Source organism: Terrabacter sp. 2TAF16, assembly GCF_052115065.1.
Classification (GTDB): Bacteria; Actinomycetota; Actinomycetes; order Actinomycetales; family Dermatophilaceae; genus Terrabacter.
In genome coordinates this window covers 287,858-310,207 of record NZ_JBFRFZ010000003.1, presented here as the reverse complement: position 1 = coordinate 310,207, position 22,350 = coordinate 287,858, and the positions used below count along the sequence as shown (strand labels likewise).

The window sequence follows — 22,350 nt, the reverse complement described above, 5'->3', positions numbered from 1 at the left end:
CAACACCAACACACCTGGAGCCGCCCGTGCCCGTCCACGAGGAGTCCTTCGCACCCGGAACGCCGTGCTGGGCCGACGTCATGGTCGACGACCTCGACCGTGCCCGCGACTTCTACGGCAGCCTCTTCGGCTGGACCTTCGAGGACCTCCCGCCCGAGGCCGGCGGCTACGTCATGGCCCGCAAGGACGGCCACGTCGTAGCGGGCGCCATGGCCAAGAACCCGGACGACCCGGGCCAGGTCAGCGCGTGGACGGTCTACCTCGCGACCGACGACGTCGACGCCGCGGCGGAGCGCGCCCGGGCGGCGGGCGGCGTCTTCTTCCTCGGGCCGATGGACGTCCTGCAGGTGGGTCGCCTCGCCGTCGGCGCCGACCCGGCCGGGGCCGCCTACGGCCTGTGGCAGGCCAAGGAGCACACGGGCACCGACCTCGTCGACGAGCCCGGGTCCCTCTGCTGGGCCGAGTCGATGAGCCGCAGCTACGAGGCGAGCAAGGCCTTCTACTCCGACGTCTTCGGCTACCGCCTGCAGGAGATCGGCGAGGGCGGCTTCCGGTACTCCGTCGCAACGCTTGACGGCGACAAGCCCGTCGGCGGCATCGGCGCCATCCCGGACGCGGCACCGGCCGACGTGCCGTCGCACTGGATGGCCTACTTCGCGGTCGCCGACGCCGACGCGGCGGCCGACCGGCTCACGGCCCTCGGCGGCACCGTCATGCAACCGCCCTTCGACACCCCCTACGGCCGGATGGCGCTCGTCGCGGGCCCCCAGGGCGAGACGTTCTCCGTCATGCAGCTCCCCGAGCAGCGCACCACCGACTGAGGTCCCCGCGGACCGAGGGCGTATGCCGCTGGGCCCGGACCGCGCGGCACCCACCGACCGCGCCGGACGGCATACGAACCACTCCCCGCGCTCTGGGAGGATGGCGGCATGGCTTCGCTCGCTGACGCAACCCCGCCCATCGCGCTCGGGGCGCTCGACGGTCGCTACCGCGGCGCCGTCGCGCCCCTCGTCGACCACCTGTCGGAGGCGGCGCTCAACCGGCAGCGCGTGCACGTCGAGATCGAGTGGCTCATCCACCAGACGAGCCACGGCGTCGTGCCGGGCGTGCGGCAGCTCACCGACGACGAGATCGCTGCGCTGCGAGCCGTCGTCGACGACTTCGGCACCGACGAGGTCGCCGAGCTCGGCGAGATCGAGCGGGTCACCGTCCACGACGTCAAGGCCGTCGAGTACTTCCTCAAGAAGCGCCTCACGGCGATCGCCCCGGCCGACGAGGACAAGGGTCTCGCCGAGCTGATCCACTTCGGCTGCACGAGCGAGGACATCAACAACCTCTCCTACGCCCTCATGGTCAAGGGCGCCGTCGAGCAGGTGTGGCTGCCCCGGGCGCAGGCCCTCGTCGCGCAGGTCTCCGACCTGGCGCGCGAGCTCAAGGACGTGCCGCTGCTCGCGCACACCCACGGCCAGCCCGCGACACCGACGACGATGGGCAAGGAGCTCGCCGTGCTCGCGCACCGCCTCGGCCGGCAGCTGCGCCGCATCGAGGGGCAGGAGTACCTCGGCAAGTTCAACGGCGCGACCGGCACGTTCGGTGCGCACGCGCTCGCGCTGCCCGACGTCGACTGGCCCGCGGCGTCGCGCGCCTTCGTCGAGGGACTGGGCCTCACGTGGAACCCGCTGACGACGCAGATCGAGAGCCACGACTGGCAGGCCGAGCTCTACGCCGACGTCGCGCGCTTCAACCGCATCCTGCACAACCTCTGCACCGACGTGTGGACCTACATCTCGATGGGCTACTTCGCGCAGGTGCGCGGCCAGGGCACGGTCGGCAGCTCGACGATGCCGCACAAGGTCAACCCGATCCGCTTCGAGAACGCCGAGGCCAACCTCGAGGTGAGCAACGCCCTGCTCGACGTGCTCGGCGGCACGCTCGTGCAGAGCCGCCTCCAGCGCGACCTCACCGACTCGAGCATGCAGCGCAACATCGGCACGGCCTTCGGTCACTCGATGCTCGCGCTCGACAACGTCGGCCGCGGCCTCGCCGGTCTCGACGCCGTGCCGGAGCGCATGGCAGCCGACCTCGAGGCCAACTGGGAGGTGCTCGGCGAGCCCATCCAGTCGGCGATGAGGGCCCTTGGCGCACAGGGGGTTCCGGGCATGGAGGAGCCCTACGAGCGGCTCAAGGAGCTGACCCGCGGCCGCCGCATCGACGGTGACGACCTCCGCGAGTTCGTCCGCGGGCTGAGGCTGCCCGCCGACGTCGAGGCCCGCTTCGTGGCCCTGACGCCGCAGACCTACACGGCCCTCGCGAGCCGGCTCGTCGACGACTACCTCGCCTGACGGCATACGCCCGCGGGCCCGCACGACACAGCAAGTCCCGCTCCGGCCGGCTGTCCCCGCGGGCGACGGCGCCGGGGCGCAGCTTGCTGTGTCCTCGTGGCCGGGCTCAGCTGCGTGGCCGGTCGAGCCGCTCGGCGGCGTCGCGGAGCACCTGGGCGACACGCGAGCCGAACCGCTCCCCCGTGGTCGGCTCGGTCTCGACCTGCCGGCGCAGGGCGTCGGCCTCCGCCTGCGCCGCGGCCCTGACCTCGGGGTCCTGGGACTCGAGCCGGGCGGCGAGCGCCGCCACCTCGCGCACGGCGTCGCCGACCGCGGCCACCGCCGCGGCCGGTGACGCCGTCAGCTCCTCGGGTGTGCGCCCGGTGCGCTGGGCGACCCACCGCGTCCCGGGGCCGTATGCCGTGTCGTCGGGTTCGTCGCTCACCGGATCCCTGCCTTCGCTGCGAGGAAAGCCGCTCGGATCTCTTCCCACCGGGCCTGCTGTTCCGCCTGCACCTGCGCCACCGTCAGGTCGGGCGCGAACACCCCGGACGGCATCGCATAGAAGACACCGATCGGTCTGGAGCGCAGCTCGCCCGGGATCGCGACGTTCGACCCGGTCCACATGATCGACGGAAGGTGGGCCAGCAGCGCGTCGACCCAGGCAGCCGGTTCCAGCCCGCGGTTCTGGCGGAAGAACGTGCGCAGGGCGCCGTGGAAGTCTCCGGTCCCCGTGGTGAGCCCGTCCTGCACGAGTCTGAACCGCTCGAGTGAGAGTGAGGCAACGTGCCCCTGCGCCCCGATCTGGGTGCCTTCCTCCACCGGACCGCCCGGGACGAGGATCGGGTCCCTCGTGATGCGCCACAGGATCCCGTTGGTGGGGCTGCGCAGGGACTCGAGGAGGGAGATCCACCCGAGCGCCTGCCTCAGATCCTGCCGGCTCGTCTCGACCGCGTGGTGGAGCACCTCGTAGCCGATCGAGACGGGGAGCCACTCGTGCTGGCCGGCCCGGACGTCGCGGATCTGGCCCGCCACCCAGGTCCGAGCCGTCTGGTCGCGCTCGAGCTCGGCGCGGAACTCGTCGTAGGACACGGCTCCCACGGTCAAACCCTGGACGAACGCGCGGAAGGCCTCGAGGGGACCCGCACTCGTCACCACTCCGTGGACGAGAACCGACACGGGGTTGCTCGGCCACGGCTCGAACGATCCGTACCCCGTTCCACCGCTGGAGCTGTAGCGGATGCTCCGGACCTTGGTCAGCAGGTCGCTGTCACCCGTGCCGGTCAGGCGGTCAGTGCCGAGGGATCGCAGCTGCGACGCGGTGCGTGACCCGAGCGAGGTGAGGAACCTACGACGGACCGGGTGGGGTGCCGACATGTTCTCGAAGGCGTAGGACCGGAACGCATCCGAGTCCGCGCCTCCGCGCCGGTCGACGCCGGCCTCGAAGAAGCTCAGCAGGGCGGCGTGGTTGGTGCCGGAGCCGAACACTTCCGAGGGCTGGAGCGCATCCGCCGTGAAGTCGGCCGCACTCCAGACCGGCCCTTCGGCGCCCTCGATGGGCTTCGCCCTCGTCGGCTCGATGAACCGAGCCATCCAGCTCTGGACGACGAGCCCGGTCTGCTCGAGCCCCTTCACCGGGAGCGACGCCCGGATCTGGCCGATCTGCTGGGCTCGGTCGCCCTCGCCGAAGATCGTGAAGAGGCGGTCCAGCGTCGACGCGATGGAGCGCTCACTCGACTCGAGGGCGTTGTCGTCCGGTGCGGCGGTCTGGTGCGTCGTGTCCCGGCTCGCGGCGTCGAACTGGCCGACGAGCCGGCTCGCCTCGGCGTCGGCCGTGGCCGCGTCGCCGCGCAGGTTGATGATGAGGTTGCGGGCCTCGGAGCGAAGATCCGGGTCGGAGGGCTCGTCGGCGGCCAGCCTGCGGTTCCACTCGACGATGAGGTCTGGGATCGTCGTCGGGGTGGACGCCACCATCAGGTGCGCGCCCGAGCCGCTGCGTTCGAACCAGAGCCGGTGCGCCTCGTGGGCGGCGCTGAAGCGCACCGTCGTGCCGAGCTCGGTGTCGTCGTTGTGGCCACCCTCCTCCGGGTTGCCGCCGATCCCCATGCGCGCCAGCAGCGCCCGCCCCCGCTCGGCGAGGAAGCCGATGACCCGGTCCATCGCGGCGTAGACGACCGCCTGCATGCGGGTGATGACGTCGGCGATCTCGCCGGGCAGCCCACCGAGGTGGCAGAGGCCGGCGAGGAAGTCGATGACGGGCGGGATGAGCGAGGCGAGGGAGCGTTCGACGGCGGCGGCCAGGCCGCCGATGTTGCCGGCGATGACGTCGGCCATCCCGTTGACGACGGCCTCGACGAACCGGAAGATCCGCGCCGCGTTGCGGAAGATCCACGAGCACACCTGGTAGATGAGGTCGATGGCCTGGGCGATGGCACCGACCGGGTTGAGCATCCCGATGACGCGGACGACGACCTGCTGGATGAGGGTCTCCACGAGGTACTGCACGGCCGCCTCGAGGATCATGGTGACGATGTTCTCGGGAGTCAGCTGCTCCTTGACGAGCTCGACGAGCCCCTCGGGCCCGCGCTCGATGAGGACCGAGACGAGCTGCCACGCGGCCTCGATGACGTCGACCGCGGTGGGCCCGATGTGCCGCACGAGGATCTCGCGGACGCGCGGCCACGTGACGCCCATGAGCTGGAGCGCGAAGGAGAAGAGCGAGCGCGCCGAGAAGTCCCGGGGCATCGGGATCGGGGTCTCGAGGCCGGAGAAGAGCCAGTCCCAGAAGCCGTGCAGCACGTGGGTGCCGAAGTGGTCGAAGAACTGCTCGAAGCCCTGCTTGACCCCGGCGACGAGGTTGTTGATGAAGTTCTCGGGGTCGTCGGCGATGTCGGAGATGACCTGCTCGATGCGGGCGATCAACGCCCAGAAGGCCGCCGGCGGGATCCCGACGAGACGGAGCAGCCCGTTGATGATGGCGCGGACCGGGTCGTCGATGAACTCCTCGATGGCCGCGACGACCCGACCGATGAGCCCGCCGGCCTCGTCCCGGCGGGCCTGCGCCTCGGCATGCACCTCGTTCACCGCTTGGACGGCTCGCTGCGACACGTCCCGCACGAAGCTCGTCTGGGCGTCGGTGACGCGCTGGCTGAGGCCGTCGAGCATCCCGGAGAACCGCGCCCGCTCCTGCGCCGCCCACTCGGGGAACTCTGCCTCCATGGCCCGGAAGGCCGTGTCGATGTCGTCGCGCGCGTGATTGATGACGGCCTGCGCTGCGGCGACGACGCCGTTGACGTCGCTCGAGATGTCGGTGAGCAGGGTGCAGACGCCGTCGCCGAACTCGCGCTCGGCGCGGTTGTACTCGTCCGTCACCCAGTCGGGCAGGCCGCCGATGTAGTCGCCGACGGCGAGGATCGCGCCGCCGACGCCGGAGTGCCGGTCGTCGATCCAGCGCTTGACCCGGTCGAGCGTGTCGTGGAAGTCCTGCGAGAGCCGGGCGAGGCCGGCGTCCCAGCGGGCGATCGCGGTGCGGCTCAGCGGCTCGAGCAGGGCGTTGACCTGCGTCTGCGCCTGGTCGTAGATGCCCTGGGCGCGGGTCGAGACGGACTCGCGCGTCTGCTCCTCGGAGGTGACCATGCCGCCCTGGGCGCCACCGACGGCGCCGACGGTGCCGGACCGCGAGGCCCGCATCGCAGCGACCGCCTGCTGCTGCAGCGCCGCCATGTCTCCCTGCGCGGTGTCGATGGCCTGCTGCTGCTCGGCCTGGATCTGCTGCGGCGTCCGCGCCGCAGCAGCCCCGAGCTCGCCCCGCGCCGCGCGCGCCTCGGCGAACGGCCCGTCCGGGATCTCCTGCGTGACCCGGGTGTCGATGCCCGCGTCGGCGATGCGCTGGTCGGTGGCGGCGACATCGGCGTCGAGTGAGGTGTTCTCCGGCGGGATCGGGTCAGGGGCGGCACCCGCGGCGTCGACGCCCATCCCCGGGGACGTCGGCGAGGGGGCGGCGATCGGGGTCGGGGTCAGCGCGGGCGTCCCCGCGGGGGGTGAGCCCATCGCGTCGTAGCTGCTGCCCACCTCCGCGGTCTGCGTCTCCACGGACCCCGTGATCGTGGCGCCGGCCGCCTGGGCCTCGTGGGTGGGGTCGGTCTCGAGGAGCTGGTCCTCGTCCTCGGGCCGGTTCTCGCGGATCGCCGTCCGGATGCGCTCGCAGAGGGCGACGATCTCGGGACTCGGCGCAGGTCGTTCGCCGAGCTCGGCGGCCAGCTCCTCCCTGGCGCGGGCCGCCGTCTCCGCGACCGGCTCGGTGACCGCGCCACGGGAGTCGGCGACGTTGGCGTCGGCCGTCGGCAGGTCCCGCGCCGCGCCGGCCGCGCTCCGCGCTCCCCCGGCGACCGACCCTCCGCGAGCCGTGGCCGCGGGGGTCAGGGTCGTGGGCGGCTCGGGCATGATCAGCTCGACCACCGCCGGGGCAGCCTCCCCCTCCGCCGTCGGCTCCCCCGCGCCACCGCCGGGTATGCCGTCCGCCGCGGTCCCTGCCTCGGCGCCCGCCGCGCCCGCCCCGGCCACCGCCGCGGTGGCCTGCTCCGCGGTCTCACCGGCCGCGGGTGCCTCACCCGTGCGCGCGGCTGCCCCTTCGGCGACCGTGCTCGGCGAGGCGGGCTCCGGGACGGTGGCCGGCACCACGGTCGTGTCGGCCGGGGGTGCCGCCGGGGCGGGCGGGGCGGGTGGCACGAGCGGTGCGGGCTCCCCGGTGACGGCGCCGAGGAGGCCGCCCAGCGCGGCCCTGATCGCGGCGTCGAGCACGGCGAGCATCTCGGGGCTGTCGACGCCGTAGACGCCGGGCGCGAGGAAGAGGTCGGCGTCGGTGACGAAGGCGGGCGCGCCTGCGACGGGGGAGTCCGGGTGGACACGGATGCCGCTGACGTCGACGCCGAGCAGTCCCCGGTAGACCTCGGCCACGCGTGGCGTGAGTGGAAGTCCCGGCGGTGTGGCGTCGCCCGGCAGGTGGATCGTCGCCTGCGCACCGCTCCGGGGCGCGTCGACGCCCTCGGGCGCCGACCAGCCGGCCTCCGCCGGGATGGGTCGCAGGTCGACGCCGAGCGTCGTGCCGCGGAGCGTCACGGCCGGGGCCGCCAGAGGCTGCTCGGGCGCCCAGCCCTCGACCCGCCAGGTCGCCTCGCCGAGGTGCAGGCCGAGCAGGCCGACGCGAGCTCGCATCTCGACGCTGCCGTCGAGCGACCCGTCGGACCGGAAGCCGGCGCGCCCCGTCAGCTCGGTGAAGGGCCCCCGTCCGCTGAGCACCACCGCACCACCGTCGACGCCCCACTCGGCCTGCACGGCCGACAGGCCGCCGGCGGTCGTGGCCGGGTCGAGCGCGACGACGGCGGCATCGCCCACCGGGCGCGGCACGCTCCCCAGCACGGGCGGTCCCTCGCCGACCGGTGACCTCGGCGCGACGGCATCCCGCGGCGACCGCGTCGAGCCGGCCCCGGCCCGCTCGGCGTCCGGGCCGGGACCCGGTCCCGCCCGTGTCGTGACCGGCGTGCTCACCGTGGCACCGTCCGCCCCGCCTTCTCGAACTGGCGACGGATGCCGTCGAGCAGGTGCGCGGTCGTGACGACCCGGCCGTTCGACGCGGCGAGGTAGGCGGCATCGAGCGTCGCGTCGCGGATCTGCGCACCCGTCAGCGGGTAGCGGCGCGCGAGGTCGTGCAGGTCGATCGCAGCGTCCATCGGCAGTGACGCGGGCGCCACTGCGGCCCAGAGCCGCTCGCGTTCGCCGGGCCCCGGTTCGGGGAACTCGACCATGACGTGGATGCGCCGCTGGAAGGCCGTGTCGATGTTGGCGAGCAGGTTCGAGGTGAGCACGACGATCCCGGGGTGCTCCTCGACCCGGGAGAGGAGGTAGGACACCTCCTGGTTGGCGTAACGGTCGTGCGCGTCGCCGACCTCGGTGCGCGCCCCGAAGACCGCGTCCGCCTCGTCGAAGACGAGGACGCAGCGCTCGCGCGCTGCCCGCTCGAAGACCTTGGCGAGTGCCTTCTCCGTCTCCCCGATGTACTTCGACACGAGCGCCGAGAGGTCGACGAGGTATGCCGGGAGGCCGGCCGACGCTGCCAGTGCGGCCGCCGTCATCGTCTTCCCGGTCCCCGGAGGCCCGTGGAAGAGGGCGATGAGACCGCTCGCGTTGTCGTGGTGAGCGCCGAAGCCCCAGTCGTCGACGACGGTGTCGCGCTGGGTGATCCGGGCGGCGAGGTCGTCGATCCGGGTGCGGGCCGCCGCGGGCAGGACGACGTCGGCCAGGGTGTGGACGGTCGTGAGCGGGCGGGCCGGGAAGTCCGCCGACGCGACCGGCGCCTCCTCGGGCAGCCCGAGCAGCCAGGCGACCAGCGCCGGGTCGGGGCGCAGCACCCCGGACAGGTCGCCGGGCGGGTCGAGGGACAGCAGCCCCTGCGCGCGCAGCCGGCCCTGCGACGAGAGCAGGACGGTGGCGTCGAGCCGCCCGCGGAACGACCGGGCGACGAGGGTGCGGGCCACCTCGCCGGTCAGGCCGACGACGGAGAGGCGATCCGTGAGGGCGCCGTAGCGCACGGCGAAGCGCTCGTCGGCGTGAGGTGCGACCGCGGCCACGAGGATGACCGCCTCGGCGGCGGACAGTCCGGTGAGCGTGACGAGCTCGGCGAGCGGACCCACTCCGGCGAAGCGGTCGAGCGACGGCAGCCCCTCACCGTCGCCCTCGATGCCGAGCGGTCGCCCGGCGGGGCCACCCCGCCGCTCCTCGATGCGCACGGCCACGAGAGCGTCGAGGATCTCGAAGGCCGCCCGCAGCTCGGCGACCTCCGGCGACCCGCCCGCGCCCCGGGAGGTCCCGGACAGCGGCTCGGGCCTGGCTCTCACCGGAACCTCACGGTGACCGGCGGGGACCACGGCAGCTTGAGCAGGCCGACCGGGAAGGGCAGGCGCGGCAGGAGCACGTCGAGCGGGTGGGTCGCGACGGTGAGCAGCACCGGGTCGCGGTCGGTGTCGAGCAGTCCGGCGCGCACGATCCAGGACGCCCGCACGAAGGACTCGCTCGACCGCTCGAAGCCCGGCAGCAGTCCCGCGAAGCCGGCGAGCACGCCGTCCGCGGACTCGGCGATCTCGCGGGCTCCGCTGAGCGGCATACGTGCTCGGTGCTCGTCCGCCTCCTCGCCGGGTGGCCGCCCGGCGAGGAGGCGGACGAGCGGGTCGTCGGCGAGCGTCGGGTCGTCGGGATCGACGACGGCGGCGAGCGCCAGCTCGCGGACGTCGACCGGGTCGAGCCGGGGATGCAGCGCCTCGGCACGACGGCAGTGGTCGGCGAGCCACGGGTAGAGCAGCACGAGGCCGGCCGCCCGGGTCAGGTCGGCGAGCACGACAGGCGTACCGCCCTCGGGCGCGACCTGGGCGACGGCCGCGAGCCGGGCGAGCACCCCGGCCTCACGGACAGGGCGCGGCGCCGTCGCGGGCGCCACGGCCTCCGGCGTCGGTGCGTCGCCGGTCGACACGTCGTCCGGCGCTGGTGCGTCAGGCAGCTGGGGCGGGTCCGACAGGGACCGTGACGGCGTCGTCTCCGCCGCGGCTGCAGGGCCTGAACGTGCCTGCGGCGCAAGGGCCCTCTCGATCGTGTCGACGAGGGCTTTCCACTCGGCGTCGCCGAGCCGCGGGCGGGCCGACGCCGCCACCTGGGGGTCGGCGAGGGCGAGCACGGCGGAGGGAAGCGCTGCGGGACGCGGACCGGCCGTTGCCCTCCAGAGCCCCGCCGCGGTGGCGACGTCGACCGGCGACAGCCTGGAGCCCTGCCCCCGGGACGCGTGCGGATCCCCACCCGGCGCGACGACGTCGCGACGCCCGCCTCCGTCGGCGAGCAGCTGCGTGCGGATCGCCTCGGCCCACAACACTGCGAGCGTCTCGTCGTCGTAGTCGTCGACGGACAGGTCGAGCGTCACGGCCACGTGCTCGAGACGGACGTCGCCCACGTCGGCCAGGGCCCGGTCCAGGGCCGCAGGCAGCGTCGTGGCCGCGACGCGCGCGAGTCGTGGCGCGCCCGGCCCGCGCAGGCGCAGCACGTCGACGGCCACGTCGGTCACGGCACCAGGCCCCCGAGGTCACGCAGCTGCGCGTCGAGCTGCCGACCGACGTCCTTCGGGACGCCAGCGGCCTTGACGAGGGTCCGGAGCGTGCCGAGGACCTCGAGCGTCGCCGCCGTCAGGGCGGCGGGTTCGAGCGTCTCGACCGCCTCCTCCGGCGTGTCCGGTGGCGCCACTGCCTGCGCGAGCGCGGCGTGGGCGCGGTCGGCCGCGGCGGCATACCTGCTGAAGCTGCGGTTGCGCGGGTTGGGCAGCGACCGCAGCGCGTCCACGGTCGTGCGCGCGAAGTCGGCGACCCCCTGGGCCAGGTCGCGGTCGACCTGCCCCGACGGCTTGACGACGACGCCGCCGATCCCACCGATCCCACCGATCCCACCGACGCCCGGACCGCTGATCACTCCCCCGCCGCCGGGGCCGCCGATGACGCCGCCCCCGACGTGCGTGCCGATGTTCGGGTCGATGGCGATGACGCCGCCGCCACCGACCTTCGGGTCGAGCTTGATGCCGTCGCCGAACTTCGAGATGACCTCGACCTTGCCGGCGAGGACGTCGATCTGGTTCTGCACCGTGTCGATCCGTTTGATGCCGGACTCGAGCTCGCCGAGGCGGTTCGTGATGGTCACCGCGTCGAAGCTGCCGCGGAACGACGTGAAGTCGGTCTGGAGCGTCGAGATCGAGCCGCCGAGCCCGGAGACCGACTGGTCGAGCTGTCCGAGGCGGGTCTCGAAGCCGGTCGACAGGCCGCGGAGCTCGGTGGCCGCCGCCATCGCCTCGGTCGCGGCGCCCACGGCCGCCGGCAGCGCCGACCCCACGGTCCGGACGTTCTGCACGGTCGGGACGCGGCCCGTCGAGACGACGACGCCGTTCGCGTCGGTGCCGAGCACGACGGAGTCCGAGGCCGCGAAGCCACCGGCGGGCGCGTAGCCGTCGAGGGTCATGACGTCCCCGGCCGACATGACGCGGACGTCGGCGATGGCTCCCTGCCCCGTGATGAAGCCGCCGAGCACCGTCCTGACGTCGTTCGCGTCGTGGCCGAGGAAGTCGGTGAGCGGGAACTCCTGCTCGCCGAGCACGTCGATGGGCTGCCGCTCGTAGACGACGTCGGGCCGCTCCCAGGTCTTGATCGGCGGGTTCCAGACCGGCTCGCGCGGGTCGAAGACCCACGTGTGCCGCCACTTGTCGGGAATCTCCTTGGGCGGGAAGACGATCTTGACGCACCGGTCGCCGACGCGGATGGAGCCGACGGGGCAGGCGATGGGCGGCTTGGGGTCGCCGACCGGTGCCGGGTCGGGCGGCGCGTAGCCGGCGAGGAGCGCCTCGACCTCGTCGCGGAAGGCACCCGCCGGGTCGGTGCACGACCCGCCGAGGAAGGCCTCGGTGAACCCCCGCGGCGGCTCCCACGCGTGCCGGTAGGCACAGTCGAAGACCCACGTGCTGGCGACCTGGTGCACCCACCCGAGCACGACCCCGGGTCGCGTCGTGTCGCGGTCCCAGGTGAGCGCGAGCAGGGCGCGGACGCGCAGCAGGTCGAGGGTCGCGAAGAGCACCATGTTGAGCCAGCCGCACTTGTAGCCCTTGACGCCAGCCGTGTCGGAGTTCGCGATCGACGTGGCCTGGAGCCTGGCGATGAGGGTGGGGTCGACGAGGGGCGAGGTGCCGTTCGTCAGCCGGGCGGCGATGGCGTTGCGCAGGGTCGGGTAGGAGTTGATCGGCGACGAGTCGAGGGCGAGCCGGATCGGCTCGACGCTGAGCAGCGGCTCGGCCGCGAAGTCCATCCGCGTGCCGGTCACCCGACCGGCGACGACGCGAAGCGCGACCCCACGCGTGTGCAGCTCGGCGTGCCCGGCGCAGCCCGACTCGCCGCAGTCCGGGGTGGGCTCGATCGCGTCGGTGGACTCGAGGACGACGCTGAACCCTTCGGCCGTGCCGTCGACGAAGTCATAGGTCACCGACTCGGCGACAGGCGGCAGGGGCAGCGTCTGCTCCACCCCGAGGAGCAGCGGCTCACCGCGCTGGTCGATCGCGAGCCCGGGCCCGACGGCCAAGTTCGTCGGCGTCGAGACCGTGCCTCCCAGCCCGGCGTTGACGCCGAAGCCGACGAGGCGCCCGACGAGGCGGTCGCGCTGGTGGAGGAAGTCCCTGAGGTCGTTGAGCTCGGCCTCGGTGAGGGTCTGGCCGTCCACGAAGACGGGGTACTGGTTGGCTGCCATCGCTGGTTTCCCTTCGGGACTCACGTCGTCGAATCGGTCGGCAGGAGGCCGACGCCGAGGCGGTCGATGCCTCGGCCGGCGTCGATGCACTCGTAGAGGTGGATGCCGCTCGCGTGGCTCACGACCGACACGACGGAGCACAGGAGCGCGTTGAGGTCGGCCTGCTGCTGCTGGACGGCGATGGCGTATGCCGTCACCTCGTCCGCCGTGGGCGTGGCCGGGAGCGTCGGCGGGGACGCGAGCACCGCGAGGTCGGTGAAGACCGCAGGGTCGGTGAAGCAGACACGCACGTCGACGTGCGCGGGGGCGTAGCGCCGCACGAAGTCGACCGCCTCCTCGCGCCGCTCCCAGCCGACGAAGCCCTTCGCCGTCGACGGCTCACCGGTGCTCGGCACGGGCACGCTCGTCGGGACGAAGAGGGTCGCGGTGTAGGGCTCGGCGGTGAGGCCGGCGCCCGGTGCCTTGAAGTGCTCGAGCAGGTAGGGCCGGCCGGCCGCGGGCAGGTCGAACCACAGGCAGAACCAGCTGAGGAAGCCACGCGGCGTGCCGCGGCGGCGCCACAGCCGGGTGCAGCGGGCGAGGAGCTCGCGTCGCTGCTGGAGGCCACGCTCCGTGCCCGGCCAGCTCGTGGGGAAGGTGACGCTCGCCCACCGCGCGACCTCGTCGTAGGTCTCCAGGTGGTGCGCGACGAGGGCCGCGGCCCCCGCGTCGAGGGGCAGGTCGGCGGGCCAGCGCAGCGTCGCGTCGGGCCCGAGGGCCGTGAGCAGGTCCTCGAGGTGCTCGACGACCGCGTGGCTCAGCTCGTCGGCGAGGCCGAGGTAGGCGTCGACCTGGGCGAACGAGGCCTCGTCCTCCTGGTAGACGGCGGGCAGCTGAGACGCGAGACGGGTGTGGTCGGGCCCCCGCGCGGGGGCGGTGCTCGGGCCCGCCGGCCCCGGGCTACGCATCGCCGCACCGGCTCGTCAGCGAGAAGCGCACCCGGATGCAGCGGGCGTCCGCGAGCCGGGGCACCGCGTTGCGCGGGATCGGCAGGTAGCCGTGACTCGCCGCGAGGAAGTCGGGGTCACCCTCGACCTTCATCGCGAGGTCCTCGACGCCGCGCACCAGCGGGTTGCCGACGATCGCCTCGACGACCTCGGTGAAGCGCACCGCCTCGCCGGGCACCCAGCCGAGGGTGGGCTGGTCGTGGCGGGGCCAGGGCCCGTCGACGACCGGCGCCGGGGTGGGGGCGAACGTCTCCGGTCGACCGCGCTCGAAGAAGGCGGCGATCCGGGCCCGGGCGTCGTCGACGACGGCCTCCCGGTTGGCGCCGACCTCGGTGACGAGCGTCGCCTGGACGAGGACGGGTGCCCGCTCGAGGAGGCTGGCGCCCACCTCGTCGCAGACGACGCGTCGCGGCTCGAGGTCGTCGACGTCGTCGCGCCAGTCGGGGAAGGGTGCGCCCGCCTCGGGTCCGACGGCCGTCGTGAGGACCTCGCGCAGCAAGGCGTCACGGCGTGCCGGCGTGGTGGGCTCGGTGCGGCTCTCGACGACGAGCGTCAGCGCGGCGGCGTGCTCGTCGACGGCGACGGACTCGATGGCGCCGGTGGGCAGCCCGTTCCACGCGATGCCGGGCAAACGGCCCGTGACCGTCCAGGCGCGCACGACGTCCGCGTGGGCACGCGCCCGCCGGGCGTAGTCGTCGGCGGTCACCGGCTCGCACGTCAGGGCCTGCACCGGGTGCGGTGGCCAGACGAGCGAGCGGCCCTGCTCGTCCTCGAGGTCCTCGGGGAGCAGGCCCGCCGCCTGCGGGGCGGCCGCGACGGCACACGTCACCTCGTCGGCGTCGAGTCCGGCGAGGGTCAGGGCCGAGCGGGTGGCCGCGAGGGTGTCGGCCGTCGTCGCGCGGACGAGGTCGAGGCCGTCGGTGAGGACCTCGCGCGACCGTCGCCTCCGCTCACGGCGCACGAGGGCGACGACCTCCTCGTCCCAGAGCGGCAGGGACCACGCGAGCTCGACGGCCGCCGCGGCGTCGATCGCCTCGATGTCGAGCGGCGCGTCGGGGTCGGCCCGTCGCGGGGCGGCGGCGACCACGGCCGCCTGCGCGGCTGCCACGGCGGACGCGACGACGCCGGCCTGCTCCTGCGCGACCTGGCGCACGAGCCGGGCGCGCATCAGCGCGACCATCGCCGGACGGTCGGCGGCCCGGACGGCGCTCGCCCACGGCTCGGCCGACAGCTGGGCGACCGCATCGGCTCGCGACCGGCACGCACGGACGAGAGGTTCGAGCACCGTCGCGGAGGTCGCCGGTGCGGCGAGGACGTCGGCCAGGGCCGACAGCGGCGCGAGGTCGGCGGCGGCGAGCGCCGGGTCGGAGGGGTCGGTCTCGGGGTCCCAGCGTCCGGCGGGGAGCGTTGCGTCCCAGTGTCGCCCGGCGTCGGAGTCCCAGGCACGCACCTCGAGCGGCCAGACGTCGAGGCGGCGCTCGGCGGTCCGGTAGTGAAGGTCGGCGAGCCCGTAGGCGAGGACCTCGAGCAGGGTGATGCCCGGGTCGGCGGCGTTGTGATCGGTCCAGTCGGGCGTCGCCGTCGCAGTGAGGTGGTCGACCATCCGGGCCCGCACGGTCTCCCAGTCCGCGTCGGGAGCGACGGGCACGAAGCGCGTGATCGGCATGGTCTGCCGGGTGAAGGGCCCGGTGCCCGCTCTGGGACTCACAGCTGCTCCTCGCACGAGAGGTGGTGGTCGCCGGACGAGCAGTAGAGCCCGCGGCACGGGTCGACCGTGACGACCTCGACAGGTCCACCCGAGCCGTCGTGCAGGGCGAAGTCGAGGACGACGTCGACGTCGGGCTGCCGTTCGAGGACGGCGATGAGGGTCGAGGCGTAGAGGTCGCGGCCCCAGCGGACGGGCACGGTTCCCGTCGGGTGCAGCACCCGCTCGAGGGCCGCGGTGATCGCCTGGGTGCCCGTGAGCGCTGCCACGCCCGGGCGCAGCCGGATCGATGCGGCAACGGTGACGGGACGGTAGTCAGGGCAGAGCACGTGGAGCACGGCGCCGATCGCCGCGCGGGGCTGCACGAGGCCCACGACGCGGCCCGCGAGGCTCACGGACGGCCGGGGCGCGACGTCGAGCGGACGGTCCGGCACGACGACGAGGCCGACGTGCCCGGGCGCGCGCAGCCCGTCGCTGCCGGTGTGCGGCAGGCACAGCACGGCGGCCACCTCGGGGAGCGCGAGCGCGACGTGCTGCTCGAGGTCCCACGGGGTCAGGGCCCGGTCCCGGTGGCGCACCCGCGCCGAGGCACGCGCAAGGTAGTCGGCGTCCGTCTCGGGCGCACGGCCGCGCACGGACGCGAGGTTGGTGACCTTCTTGACGCCGGGGACCGGCGCGAGCGTGCCCTTGATCGTGCCCACCGGGAGGGCCTCCGCCGAGCTGGGGTCGAGGCCGGGATCGATCGCCCGGGAGACGAACTCGGCCACGACGGCGTCGACGACCACGGCGAGCAGCACGCCCAGACGGTCCGGCTGGTCGGTCTCGATCCGCACCCAGCGACCGGTGTCGGCCGACAGGTCGTCGCAGCCGGCGGCCCACGTGCGCGGGGCGACGAAGCGGAGCAGACCCGCCTCGCGGAGCTGGTGCGAGCCGTCGGCGACGGCGAGCGGCGCCCACGTCGTGCCGTCCCAGAACTGCCAGGAGGCCACGACCGTGTCGGAGCTGCCGCACGGCGAGGCGGAGTCGACGTCGAGGTAGAGCGAGACGCTCGACCCGAGGGCGGCGTCGGGCAGCTCGAGCCCGATGGCGACCATGGCCGTCGCGCCGAGGTCGGACACGACGAGCCGGAACGGCGTGAAGCGACCGGCTGCCCCGCCGACGCGACCCTGACGCCGCCAGCCGCTGCTCGACTCGACGAGCGTGGCCTCGACCGGAGTCGTCGTGTAGCGCACCGTCACGGCCGACGCGATGGGAGGCACCGGCACGGGCGGCATCGTCGGCTTGGGGGTCGTGCCCGCGACGGCACGCGTCGCGAAGTCGGCGACCTTGGCCTGGTAGTCGGTCCAGCCGAAGTCGCCCTGGGCGAGGAAGGCCCGGAGGTAGTGGCCGGGCTGACCCGCGACCGCGAAGGTCTCGGACGCCACGGCCGACCCGCTCACCGGCGCCGACAGCGTGCCGAAGCTCGACGACGACGTCCCGACCTGCTTCCACGCCCCGTCCTCGCGTCGCTGCCACACGACCGACGGGGTCGTCGTCGTGGAGACGGCGCCGTAGATCGACGTCCACTGCGTCTCGACGGAGGCGTACTGCGACCCCAGAGTGTTCTTGATGCTCATCAGCTGCGTCTTGAGGGTGTCGGCGAGCCACACGGGGATGCCCGTGCCGCCGGCCGACGACGAGAGCGGCGCCCCGCCCTCCTGCATGACCTGCACCGCGACCTCGACGGTCGCGAGCGCCTTGCCGAACGCCTCGTCCGAACGCACGTAGAACGCGTCACCGCGCCTCGCGACGGCCCCGAACGGCTGGAACTCCTTGGTGACGTCGACCGCGCCGTCGTTGTAGAAGGCCGCCTCCGGGACGTATGCCGTCCGGTCCGTCACGCGGACCGTGACGCCGGTGAACGAGAACCCCACGGGCACGGCCGTCCCCGACGTGACGACGCCTTCGATCCACGGGGTCTCGCCGTCCGGTGCCCCGCACCCACCGGTCAGCGTGACCGTGACGGTCGACCCGGAGGCCAGGCCGCCCGTCGTCCCGCTCGTCGTGCCGTCGGCCCGCGACCAGCGCCACACGAGCGCAGACAGGCCCTCGGCGCCGGCCGCTCCCGTGAAGGTCACCTCGGCGGTCAGGTCACCGCCCTCGAAGGACAGCGCCGGCGAGTGGATCCGCAGGGAGTGCGTGGCCTCCGGTCCGGCCGAGGTTCGCAGCGGGAAGTCCGGGGCCGCCGCCGCGACCCCGTGCGCGCGCACGGGGTCGCCGGGCGCGAAGGACCGCACTCCGGTCAGGGCCGCGCCGTGCGCCGTCAGGGCGTCGAGGGTGAGGTAGCGGCGCTCGTTGCCGAAGGCGTCCTTGCCGCCGCGCAGCGGCGTGCCCGGAGGCAGCACCGCAGGCGCCGCCTTGGGGTCGACGGTCGCGTGCGCGATGACGCGGTCGGGCAGTGCGGGGAGCCGGCCGATGCCGAGCAGGTCCTCGAGCCACGTCCGGCGGGTGCGCTCCGGCAACGTCGCGAGGTGCTCGTCGAGGGCGGCGTACTCGGCGGCGAGGGCAGCGAGCAGCTCGCGGTCGGGGGCACCTGCCGGCGCGGGCGCCGTCACGCCGTCGGCGTCGGTCGCGAAGAGCACGTCGGCCCAGTTCCCGGCGGTGTCGTAGGGCGTCAGGCGCGCGGCGGCGGCCATCGCAGCGGCGACCTGCTCGGGGGTGCGCCCGCCAGCGGTCATGACGCACCGGCCAGGTAGAAGGGCACGACGAGACTCGTCGGCCGCCGGTGCCGGTCGATCCGGAACTCGATGGTGACGTCGACCCGGTCATCGGCCTCGCCGGCCGGCACCGCCTCGACGGCGTCCACGATGACCCGCGGCTCGCCGAGCACGAGGGCCCGGCGGACGTCGTCGGCGAGCCGGTGGCAGGCCTCCGACGTGCGCGGCTCGAAGACGTAGCGGTCGACGCCCGCGCCGAGGTCAGGTCGCATGACGCGGCTGCCGATCATCGTCCGAAGCAGCAGGACGAGCGCCTCCCCGACGTGCTCGGCGCCGTCGTTCGTCACGAGCTCGACGGGCCCGGCGGCACCGGTGGCACCGGCTGCACCGGTGGCGTCGGCGCCCGAGCGCTCCCAGCGCGGTGGGAACGCCCAGCCGCTGCCGACCTGCGGGTAGTCCGTGGTGCTCATCCGATCACCACCGTCGGGCTGCCCACGACGACGGACGCGCCGCAGCCGCAGGCGTCACCGGCGCGCAGCGCGGGTCGGCCCTGCACGAGGACCGTAGCGGAGCCGGCGACGAACGGACTGGCCGGGATGTGCGACGGCGGCGGGATGACGCAGGCGTGCATGTCGCCGACGACGGCGGCAGGCATCCCGGCGATGAGCACGGTGGCGACGCCCGGTCCGACGACCGTGCCCCCGTGCGCGGTGGTGTCACCGACGCGTGCTGCCCCCGGCATGTCTCCTCCTCCTTGGCTGGTCTGGCGCTGTCGCTGGTGTGACGCTCGTGGGCCGGTGTGCCCGGCTAGTTGATGGTGACGAGGGACCCCTTGAGCCCCAGGGATCCCGAGGCCTTGACGTCGAGGGTCGCCGAGCTCTCGATGCTCGACGGGCCCGACGCCTTGGCGGCGAGCTTGAGCGAGTCGAGCGAGATGGTCCCGGACGACGACGAGAGGGTGATGTCGCCCTGCGCCGCGGTCAGCTCGATGCCGTCGGCCGACAGCCGGATCGCGTTGCCGCTGTCCTGGTGGGTGATGACGACCTCGCTGTCCTTGTCGGACAGCACGATCGAGTGCCCCTTGCCGGTCTTGACGGTGACCGCGCTCGCGTCCCCGTCCTCGAGGCGGACGGTGTGCTGGTCCGGCGAGACGAGGGCCCGCACGGCGTTCGTGTCCGGGTCGACGGTGAAGGGTGGCTGCTGGCTGCCGTTGTAGAGCGAGCCGAGGACGACGGGGTGTGCGGGGTCGCCGCCGACGAAGCCGACGAGCACCTCCTGTCCCACCGCCGGCACGATGACCGCTCCGTAGCCGTCGCCCGCGTCGACGTTCGAGAGACGGGCCCAGACGCCGTCGCCGCCGTCGCTGCGCCACGGCAGGCGCACCTTGACGCGGTTGAGGGAGGCCGGGTCGTCGAGCGCCTCGACGACGCCGATCCCGAGGGCCGGTCCGAGGTCGCCCGACCGGGCCGACCCTACGTCGCCCCCCGCGCGGGGAACGAGCCGTGGCGGCGAGCCCACCTGGAACTCGGTGACGTAGCCCCGGGCCGAGAGCCGGTGGCGTGCAGCCGTGACGTAGTGCGGTCCGGACATCCGCCGCCCGACGCCGGCGATGGAGAGCCAGCCGTCGCAGCGCAGCCCTGGCTCGCCCTGCACGATGCCGGTTCCGTGGATGTGCCCGAGCGCGGAGCGTCGTTGGGCGGCAACGGCTCTCGCGTCGGCCTCGTCGGCGGCCCCGATCGCGTCGGACTCCACGCGCTCGGCGCGCAGCGGCCAGCCGGAGCCGCCGACGGCGGCCGAGTGCGTCTGCCGGTCACCGACGTCGAGGTCGGCCGCGCTCGCGCTCTGCTCGCTCTCGGTCGCCTCGGCGGCGTCGACGTCCCAGCCGACCCCGACCGCGGTGTCGATGGCCAGGGTCAGGTCCTCGGTGAGGTGCAGCTCGACGAGCGAGCGGGTCCAGTCGAGCTCGAGCGGGTCCTGCGCGGCCGACGGCGGCCGCAGCACGAGCTTCGTGCCCCGGACGAAGACGACCCAGCCGAGCTCGCCGGCCCGGCGGGTCAGGGCGTCCCAGTCGCTGACCCGGTCACTGGCCCAGAAGGGGTGCGTGACGCCGTCCGCCGCATCGGTCTCGAGCGAGTAGTCGGCGGCGACGGCGGCGGCGATGTCGGCGTCGGTGACGTCGGCGAGCTGGCGCGACCGCGGCGGGTGGTCCATGAGGACGGACCGCGACCGGCCCTCGACCCGGAGCACCGGAGGGCTGCCGCTCGGGAAGTGCGTCGTCAGCGAGGCGATGACGCCGTCGAAGACCTCGGTGAGGTCCGAGTGGTAGCCGACGGAGACCGCGATGCCCGCTCCGGGGGCGAACGGCCCGTCGTCGCTGTGCCGCACGGCGCGCTGGTCGGCGTCCCAGTTCTGGACGAGGAGCGTGAGCCGTCCGTGCCGGCCGACCTCCTCGTGCACCTCGAGCTCGACGACGTCCGCCGCGACGATCGGCTCGAGCGCCGTCGCGCCGACCCGCACCTCGAAGGCCGGTCGGTCGCGCTGGGTCGTCGGCGCGGTCACCGGGTCGTCCCCAGCGGCGGGAGCAGGAGCAGCTGTCCGGTGGTGAGGCCGCGCGGGTTCGTCAACCGGTTGGCCGCCGCGAGCGGGCGCCAGAAGGCCGGGTCGCCGTAGACCCGGGCGGCGATGGCGTCGAGGGCGTCGCCGTCCTTGACGAGCCACGTCTGGTAGAGGTCGGGCGAGGCGGGCCGGTCCTCGGCGGCGACCTCCTGCGGTGACAGCGCCTCCTTGAGCGAGAGCTTGACCGTGGCCCGCAGCGGCTCTCCCGCCCGGTCGAAGAGCTTGTACGTCACGTCGGCCTGGGTGAGGATCCCCCGGAAGCTGAACCGCCCCCAGTAGCAGTGCACGTAGTAGGGCTGGTGCGTGTCGCCCTGGAACTTCGTCAGCGCGAGGAGTGCGTCGAGCAGCTCACCGATGCCCCCGGCCTCGCCGACCACCCCGGTGCCGTCGAGCAGCAGGTCGATCTGCACCTGGTCGGGCTCGCCGCCGCTGAAGGACTGCTGCGGCGCGGACGTGCCTGCCGACTGCGTCGCCTGGTAGAGGTTCTTGCGCGAGAAGGACAGCTCGGTCGGGTTGAGCAGCGCCTGCCAGCGCAGCCCGGTGGGCTGCTCGAACGTGAGGTCGGCGTACGCGTCGATGGTCAGCTTCGTCAGCTGGGTGGCGGTGAGGTTCATCGGTCCCACTCCCGCCGCAGCACCTCGAGGACGCGCTCGACGGCGCGGCGCACGAGGGCCTCCATGGCCGCGTCGTCGAGCGACGCATCGGGGGCGGGCCCGGCGGCATCCGTCCTCGGCGCGACGACGACCTCGGTGACGATCTCCCCGATGACGACGGGCACTCAGACCACCTTCTTGAGGACGAGCCCGTGGTGGGCGATCTCGACGGCCTCGACGGCGACGGCCGAGCTCTGCGCGTCGAGGTCGGGGCCGGTGAGCTTGACCGGCCACCCGCGCGTGAAGGCCCACACGCGGACGGGCGCGAGGGCACCCTCGACGGTGCTCATGAGCACGACGGTCCCGTCCCGCGGGGTGACGACGCCGGTCACGTGGAACTCGTAGAACCAGTCCCACAGCTCCTGGAGCGGGCCGGCGCCCTGGTTGAGGACGAGGTTGGGGAAGGACGCCCGCGTCGGGAAGCGGTGGGCGAAGCGGTTCTCGCCGCCCTCCTGGTACTCCTCGACGGCGACCTCACCCGCGAGCCCGGTGCACTTGCTGAAGCTGACGGACGCGAGCCCGTCGATGGCCAGCACGAAGTGCGCCGTCGTGAACGGCACGAGCGCGGGTGAGGCGAGCGGGAGCATCGCTACTTCGCCTCGATCTCGATGCCCTCGCAGGCGAACTCGACCGACTCGATGGCGACGTCGGTGCCGGTCGACTTGAGGCCGGGGCCTTCGATCTTGACCGGCCAGGCCTCCTTGATCTTCCACGTCATGACCGGTTCGCGCTCCTCGTTGAGGAGGCTCACCGTGACGTCGCGCCGCTCGACGGCGCCGATGGTGATGGAGTTGTACCACTCGAAGAGACCGTTGCCGGCCTCCGTCGGGGCGATGCCGCGCTTGAGCGTCACGTTGGAGAACTTGCGCAGCCCGGGCTGCTTGCGCGTCGAGAACTGCGGGTCGGCGCCGCCACGGTACTCGACGACCTCAGCCTCCATCGTCAGCCCGCTCACCTCCGAGAAGCTCGAGGTCTGCTGGCGGTCGCCCCAGCTGACGGTGAAGTGCAGGGTGGTCATGGGATACATGTCAGGCTCCTTGGCTCACAAGAGGATTCAGG

Annotated in this window: 17 protein-coding genes; 2 read left to right on the top strand and 15 right to left on the bottom strand. The window is 73.7% G+C overall.

Translation table 11 applies throughout. The features are described from left to right. Positions 1-26: 26 nt before the first annotated feature. Together AB4Z14_RS05300 and purB are read left to right on the top strand one after the other, a co-directional pair. Positions 27-821: a VOC family protein gene (locus AB4Z14_RS05300; RefSeq protein ID WP_442274286.1), complete on the top strand. Its 795-nt coding sequence runs from the start codon at positions 27-29 to the stop codon at positions 819-821. 108 nt (positions 822-929) lie between these two features. Then, positions 930-2,342, top strand: coding sequence for an adenylosuccinate lyase (gene purB, locus AB4Z14_RS05295; protein WP_442274285.1), 1,413 nt, complete (start codon positions 930-932; stop codon positions 2,340-2,342). A 106-nt stretch (positions 2,343-2,448) separates the two neighbouring features. Here purB and AB4Z14_RS05290 read toward each other — a convergent pair whose 3' ends face one another. The 15 genes from AB4Z14_RS05290 to AB4Z14_RS05220 form a co-directional block, all read right to left on the bottom strand. Beyond that, positions 2,449-2,766 (bottom strand): hypothetical protein, encoded by a 318-nt coding sequence (locus tag AB4Z14_RS05290; RefSeq protein ID WP_442274284.1) that lies wholly within the window; start codon positions 2,764-2,766, stop codon positions 2,449-2,451. Further along, a complete protein-coding gene (locus AB4Z14_RS05285; protein WP_442274283.1) occupies positions 2,763-7,868 on the bottom strand; it encodes a hypothetical protein in 5,106 nt (1,701 codons plus the stop codon). The genes AB4Z14_RS05290 and AB4Z14_RS05285 overlap by 4 nt, the downstream gene beginning before the upstream one ends. Beyond that, positions 7,865-9,214: an ATP-binding protein gene (locus AB4Z14_RS05280; RefSeq protein ID WP_442274282.1), complete on the bottom strand. Its 1,350-nt coding sequence runs from the start codon at positions 9,212-9,214 to the stop codon at positions 7,865-7,867. Before AB4Z14_RS05280 ends, AB4Z14_RS05285 begins: the two co-directional genes overlap by 4 nt. Then, positions 9,211-10,425, bottom strand: a complete 1,215-nt coding sequence (locus AB4Z14_RS05275) for a contractile injection system tape measure protein (protein WP_442274281.1) — start codon at positions 10,423-10,425, stop codon at positions 9,211-9,213. Before AB4Z14_RS05275 ends, AB4Z14_RS05280 begins: the two co-directional genes overlap by 4 nt. Continuing rightward, the gene (locus tag AB4Z14_RS05270; protein WP_442274280.1) at positions 10,422-12,635 is read right to left on the bottom strand and encodes a hypothetical protein; all 2,214 of its coding nucleotides are present in this window, start codon (positions 12,633-12,635) and stop codon (positions 10,422-10,424) included. Before AB4Z14_RS05270 ends, AB4Z14_RS05275 begins: the two co-directional genes overlap by 4 nt. A gap of 20 nt (positions 12,636-12,655) precedes the next feature. Then, on the bottom strand, positions 12,656-13,582 hold the full coding sequence (locus tag AB4Z14_RS05265; RefSeq protein ID WP_442274279.1) for a hypothetical protein: 927 nt from the start codon (positions 13,580-13,582) through the stop codon (positions 12,656-12,658). Then, entirely contained in the window at positions 13,575-15,329 is a 1,755-nt protein-coding gene (locus AB4Z14_RS05260; protein WP_442274278.1) for a hypothetical protein, read from the bottom strand. Before AB4Z14_RS05260 ends, AB4Z14_RS05265 begins: the two co-directional genes overlap by 8 nt. After that, positions 15,326-18,043, bottom strand: coding sequence for a baseplate J/gp47 family protein (locus AB4Z14_RS05255; protein ID WP_442274277.1), 2,718 nt, complete (start codon positions 18,041-18,043; stop codon positions 15,326-15,328). Before AB4Z14_RS05255 ends, AB4Z14_RS05260 begins: the two co-directional genes overlap by 4 nt. Continuing rightward, positions 18,040-18,492, bottom strand: a complete 453-nt coding sequence (locus AB4Z14_RS05250; RefSeq protein WP_442274276.1) for a GPW/gp25 family protein — start codon at positions 18,490-18,492, stop codon at positions 18,040-18,042. Before AB4Z14_RS05250 ends, AB4Z14_RS05255 begins: the two co-directional genes overlap by 4 nt. Beyond that, complete coding sequence (locus AB4Z14_RS05245) at positions 18,489-18,764, bottom strand: PAAR domain-containing protein (protein ID WP_442274275.1); 276 nt, start codon at positions 18,762-18,764, stop codon at positions 18,489-18,491. Before AB4Z14_RS05245 ends, AB4Z14_RS05250 begins: the two co-directional genes overlap by 4 nt. 65 nt (positions 18,765-18,829) lie before the next feature. Next, positions 18,830-20,581: a phage baseplate assembly protein V gene (locus tag AB4Z14_RS05240; RefSeq protein ID WP_442274274.1), complete on the bottom strand. Its 1,752-nt coding sequence runs from the start codon at positions 20,579-20,581 to the stop codon at positions 18,830-18,832. Beyond that, entirely contained in the window at positions 20,578-21,252 is a 675-nt protein-coding gene (locus AB4Z14_RS05235; RefSeq protein WP_442274273.1) for a CIS tube protein, read from the bottom strand. Before AB4Z14_RS05235 ends, AB4Z14_RS05240 begins: the two co-directional genes overlap by 4 nt. Further along, positions 21,249-21,416, bottom strand: a complete 168-nt coding sequence (locus AB4Z14_RS05230) for a DUF5908 family protein (protein WP_156415510.1) — start codon at positions 21,414-21,416, stop codon at positions 21,249-21,251. The genes AB4Z14_RS05235 and AB4Z14_RS05230 overlap by 4 nt, the downstream gene beginning before the upstream one ends. After that, complete coding sequence (locus AB4Z14_RS05225) at positions 21,417-21,878, bottom strand: phage tail protein (RefSeq protein ID WP_056755764.1); 462 nt, start codon at positions 21,876-21,878, stop codon at positions 21,417-21,419. 2 nt (positions 21,879-21,880) lie between these two features. Continuing rightward, positions 21,881-22,318 carry a phage tail protein gene (locus AB4Z14_RS05220; protein WP_056774549.1) on the bottom strand — a complete coding sequence of 146 codons (438 nt, stop codon included), beginning with the start codon at positions 22,316-22,318 and terminating at the stop codon, positions 21,881-21,883. Positions 22,319-22,350: the final 32 nt, after the last annotated feature.

Coding starts and splice junctions, on each gene's coding strand:
- AB4Z14_RS05235 (WP_442274273.1), bottom strand. CDS start 21,252: ATGAACCTCACCGCCACCCAGCTGACGAAGCTGACCATCGACGCGTAC.
- AB4Z14_RS05255 (WP_442274277.1), bottom strand. CDS start 18,043: ATGACCGCTGGCGGGCGCACCCCCGAGCAGGTCGCCGCTGCGATGGCC.
- AB4Z14_RS05250 (WP_442274276.1), bottom strand. CDS start 18,492: ATGAGCACCACGGACTACCCGCAGGTCGGCAGCGGCTGGGCGTTCCCA.
- AB4Z14_RS05270 (WP_442274280.1), bottom strand. CDS start 12,635: ATGGCAGCCAACCAGTACCCCGTCTTCGTGGACGGCCAGACCCTCACC.
- AB4Z14_RS05225 (WP_056755764.1), bottom strand. CDS start 21,878: ATGCTCCCGCTCGCCTCACCCGCGCTCGTGCCGTTCACGACGGCGCAC.
- AB4Z14_RS05245 (WP_442274275.1), bottom strand. CDS start 18,764: ATGCCGGGGGCAGCACGCGTCGGTGACACCACCGCGCACGGGGGCACG.
- AB4Z14_RS05220 (WP_056774549.1), bottom strand. CDS start 22,318: ATGTATCCCATGACCACCCTGCACTTCACCGTCAGCTGGGGCGACCGC.
- AB4Z14_RS05265 (WP_442274279.1), bottom strand. CDS start 13,582: ATGCGTAGCCCGGGGCCGGCGGGCCCGAGCACCGCCCCCGCGCGGGGG.
- purB (WP_442274285.1), top strand. CDS start 930: ATGGCTTCGCTCGCTGACGCAACCCCGCCCATCGCGCTCGGGGCGCTC.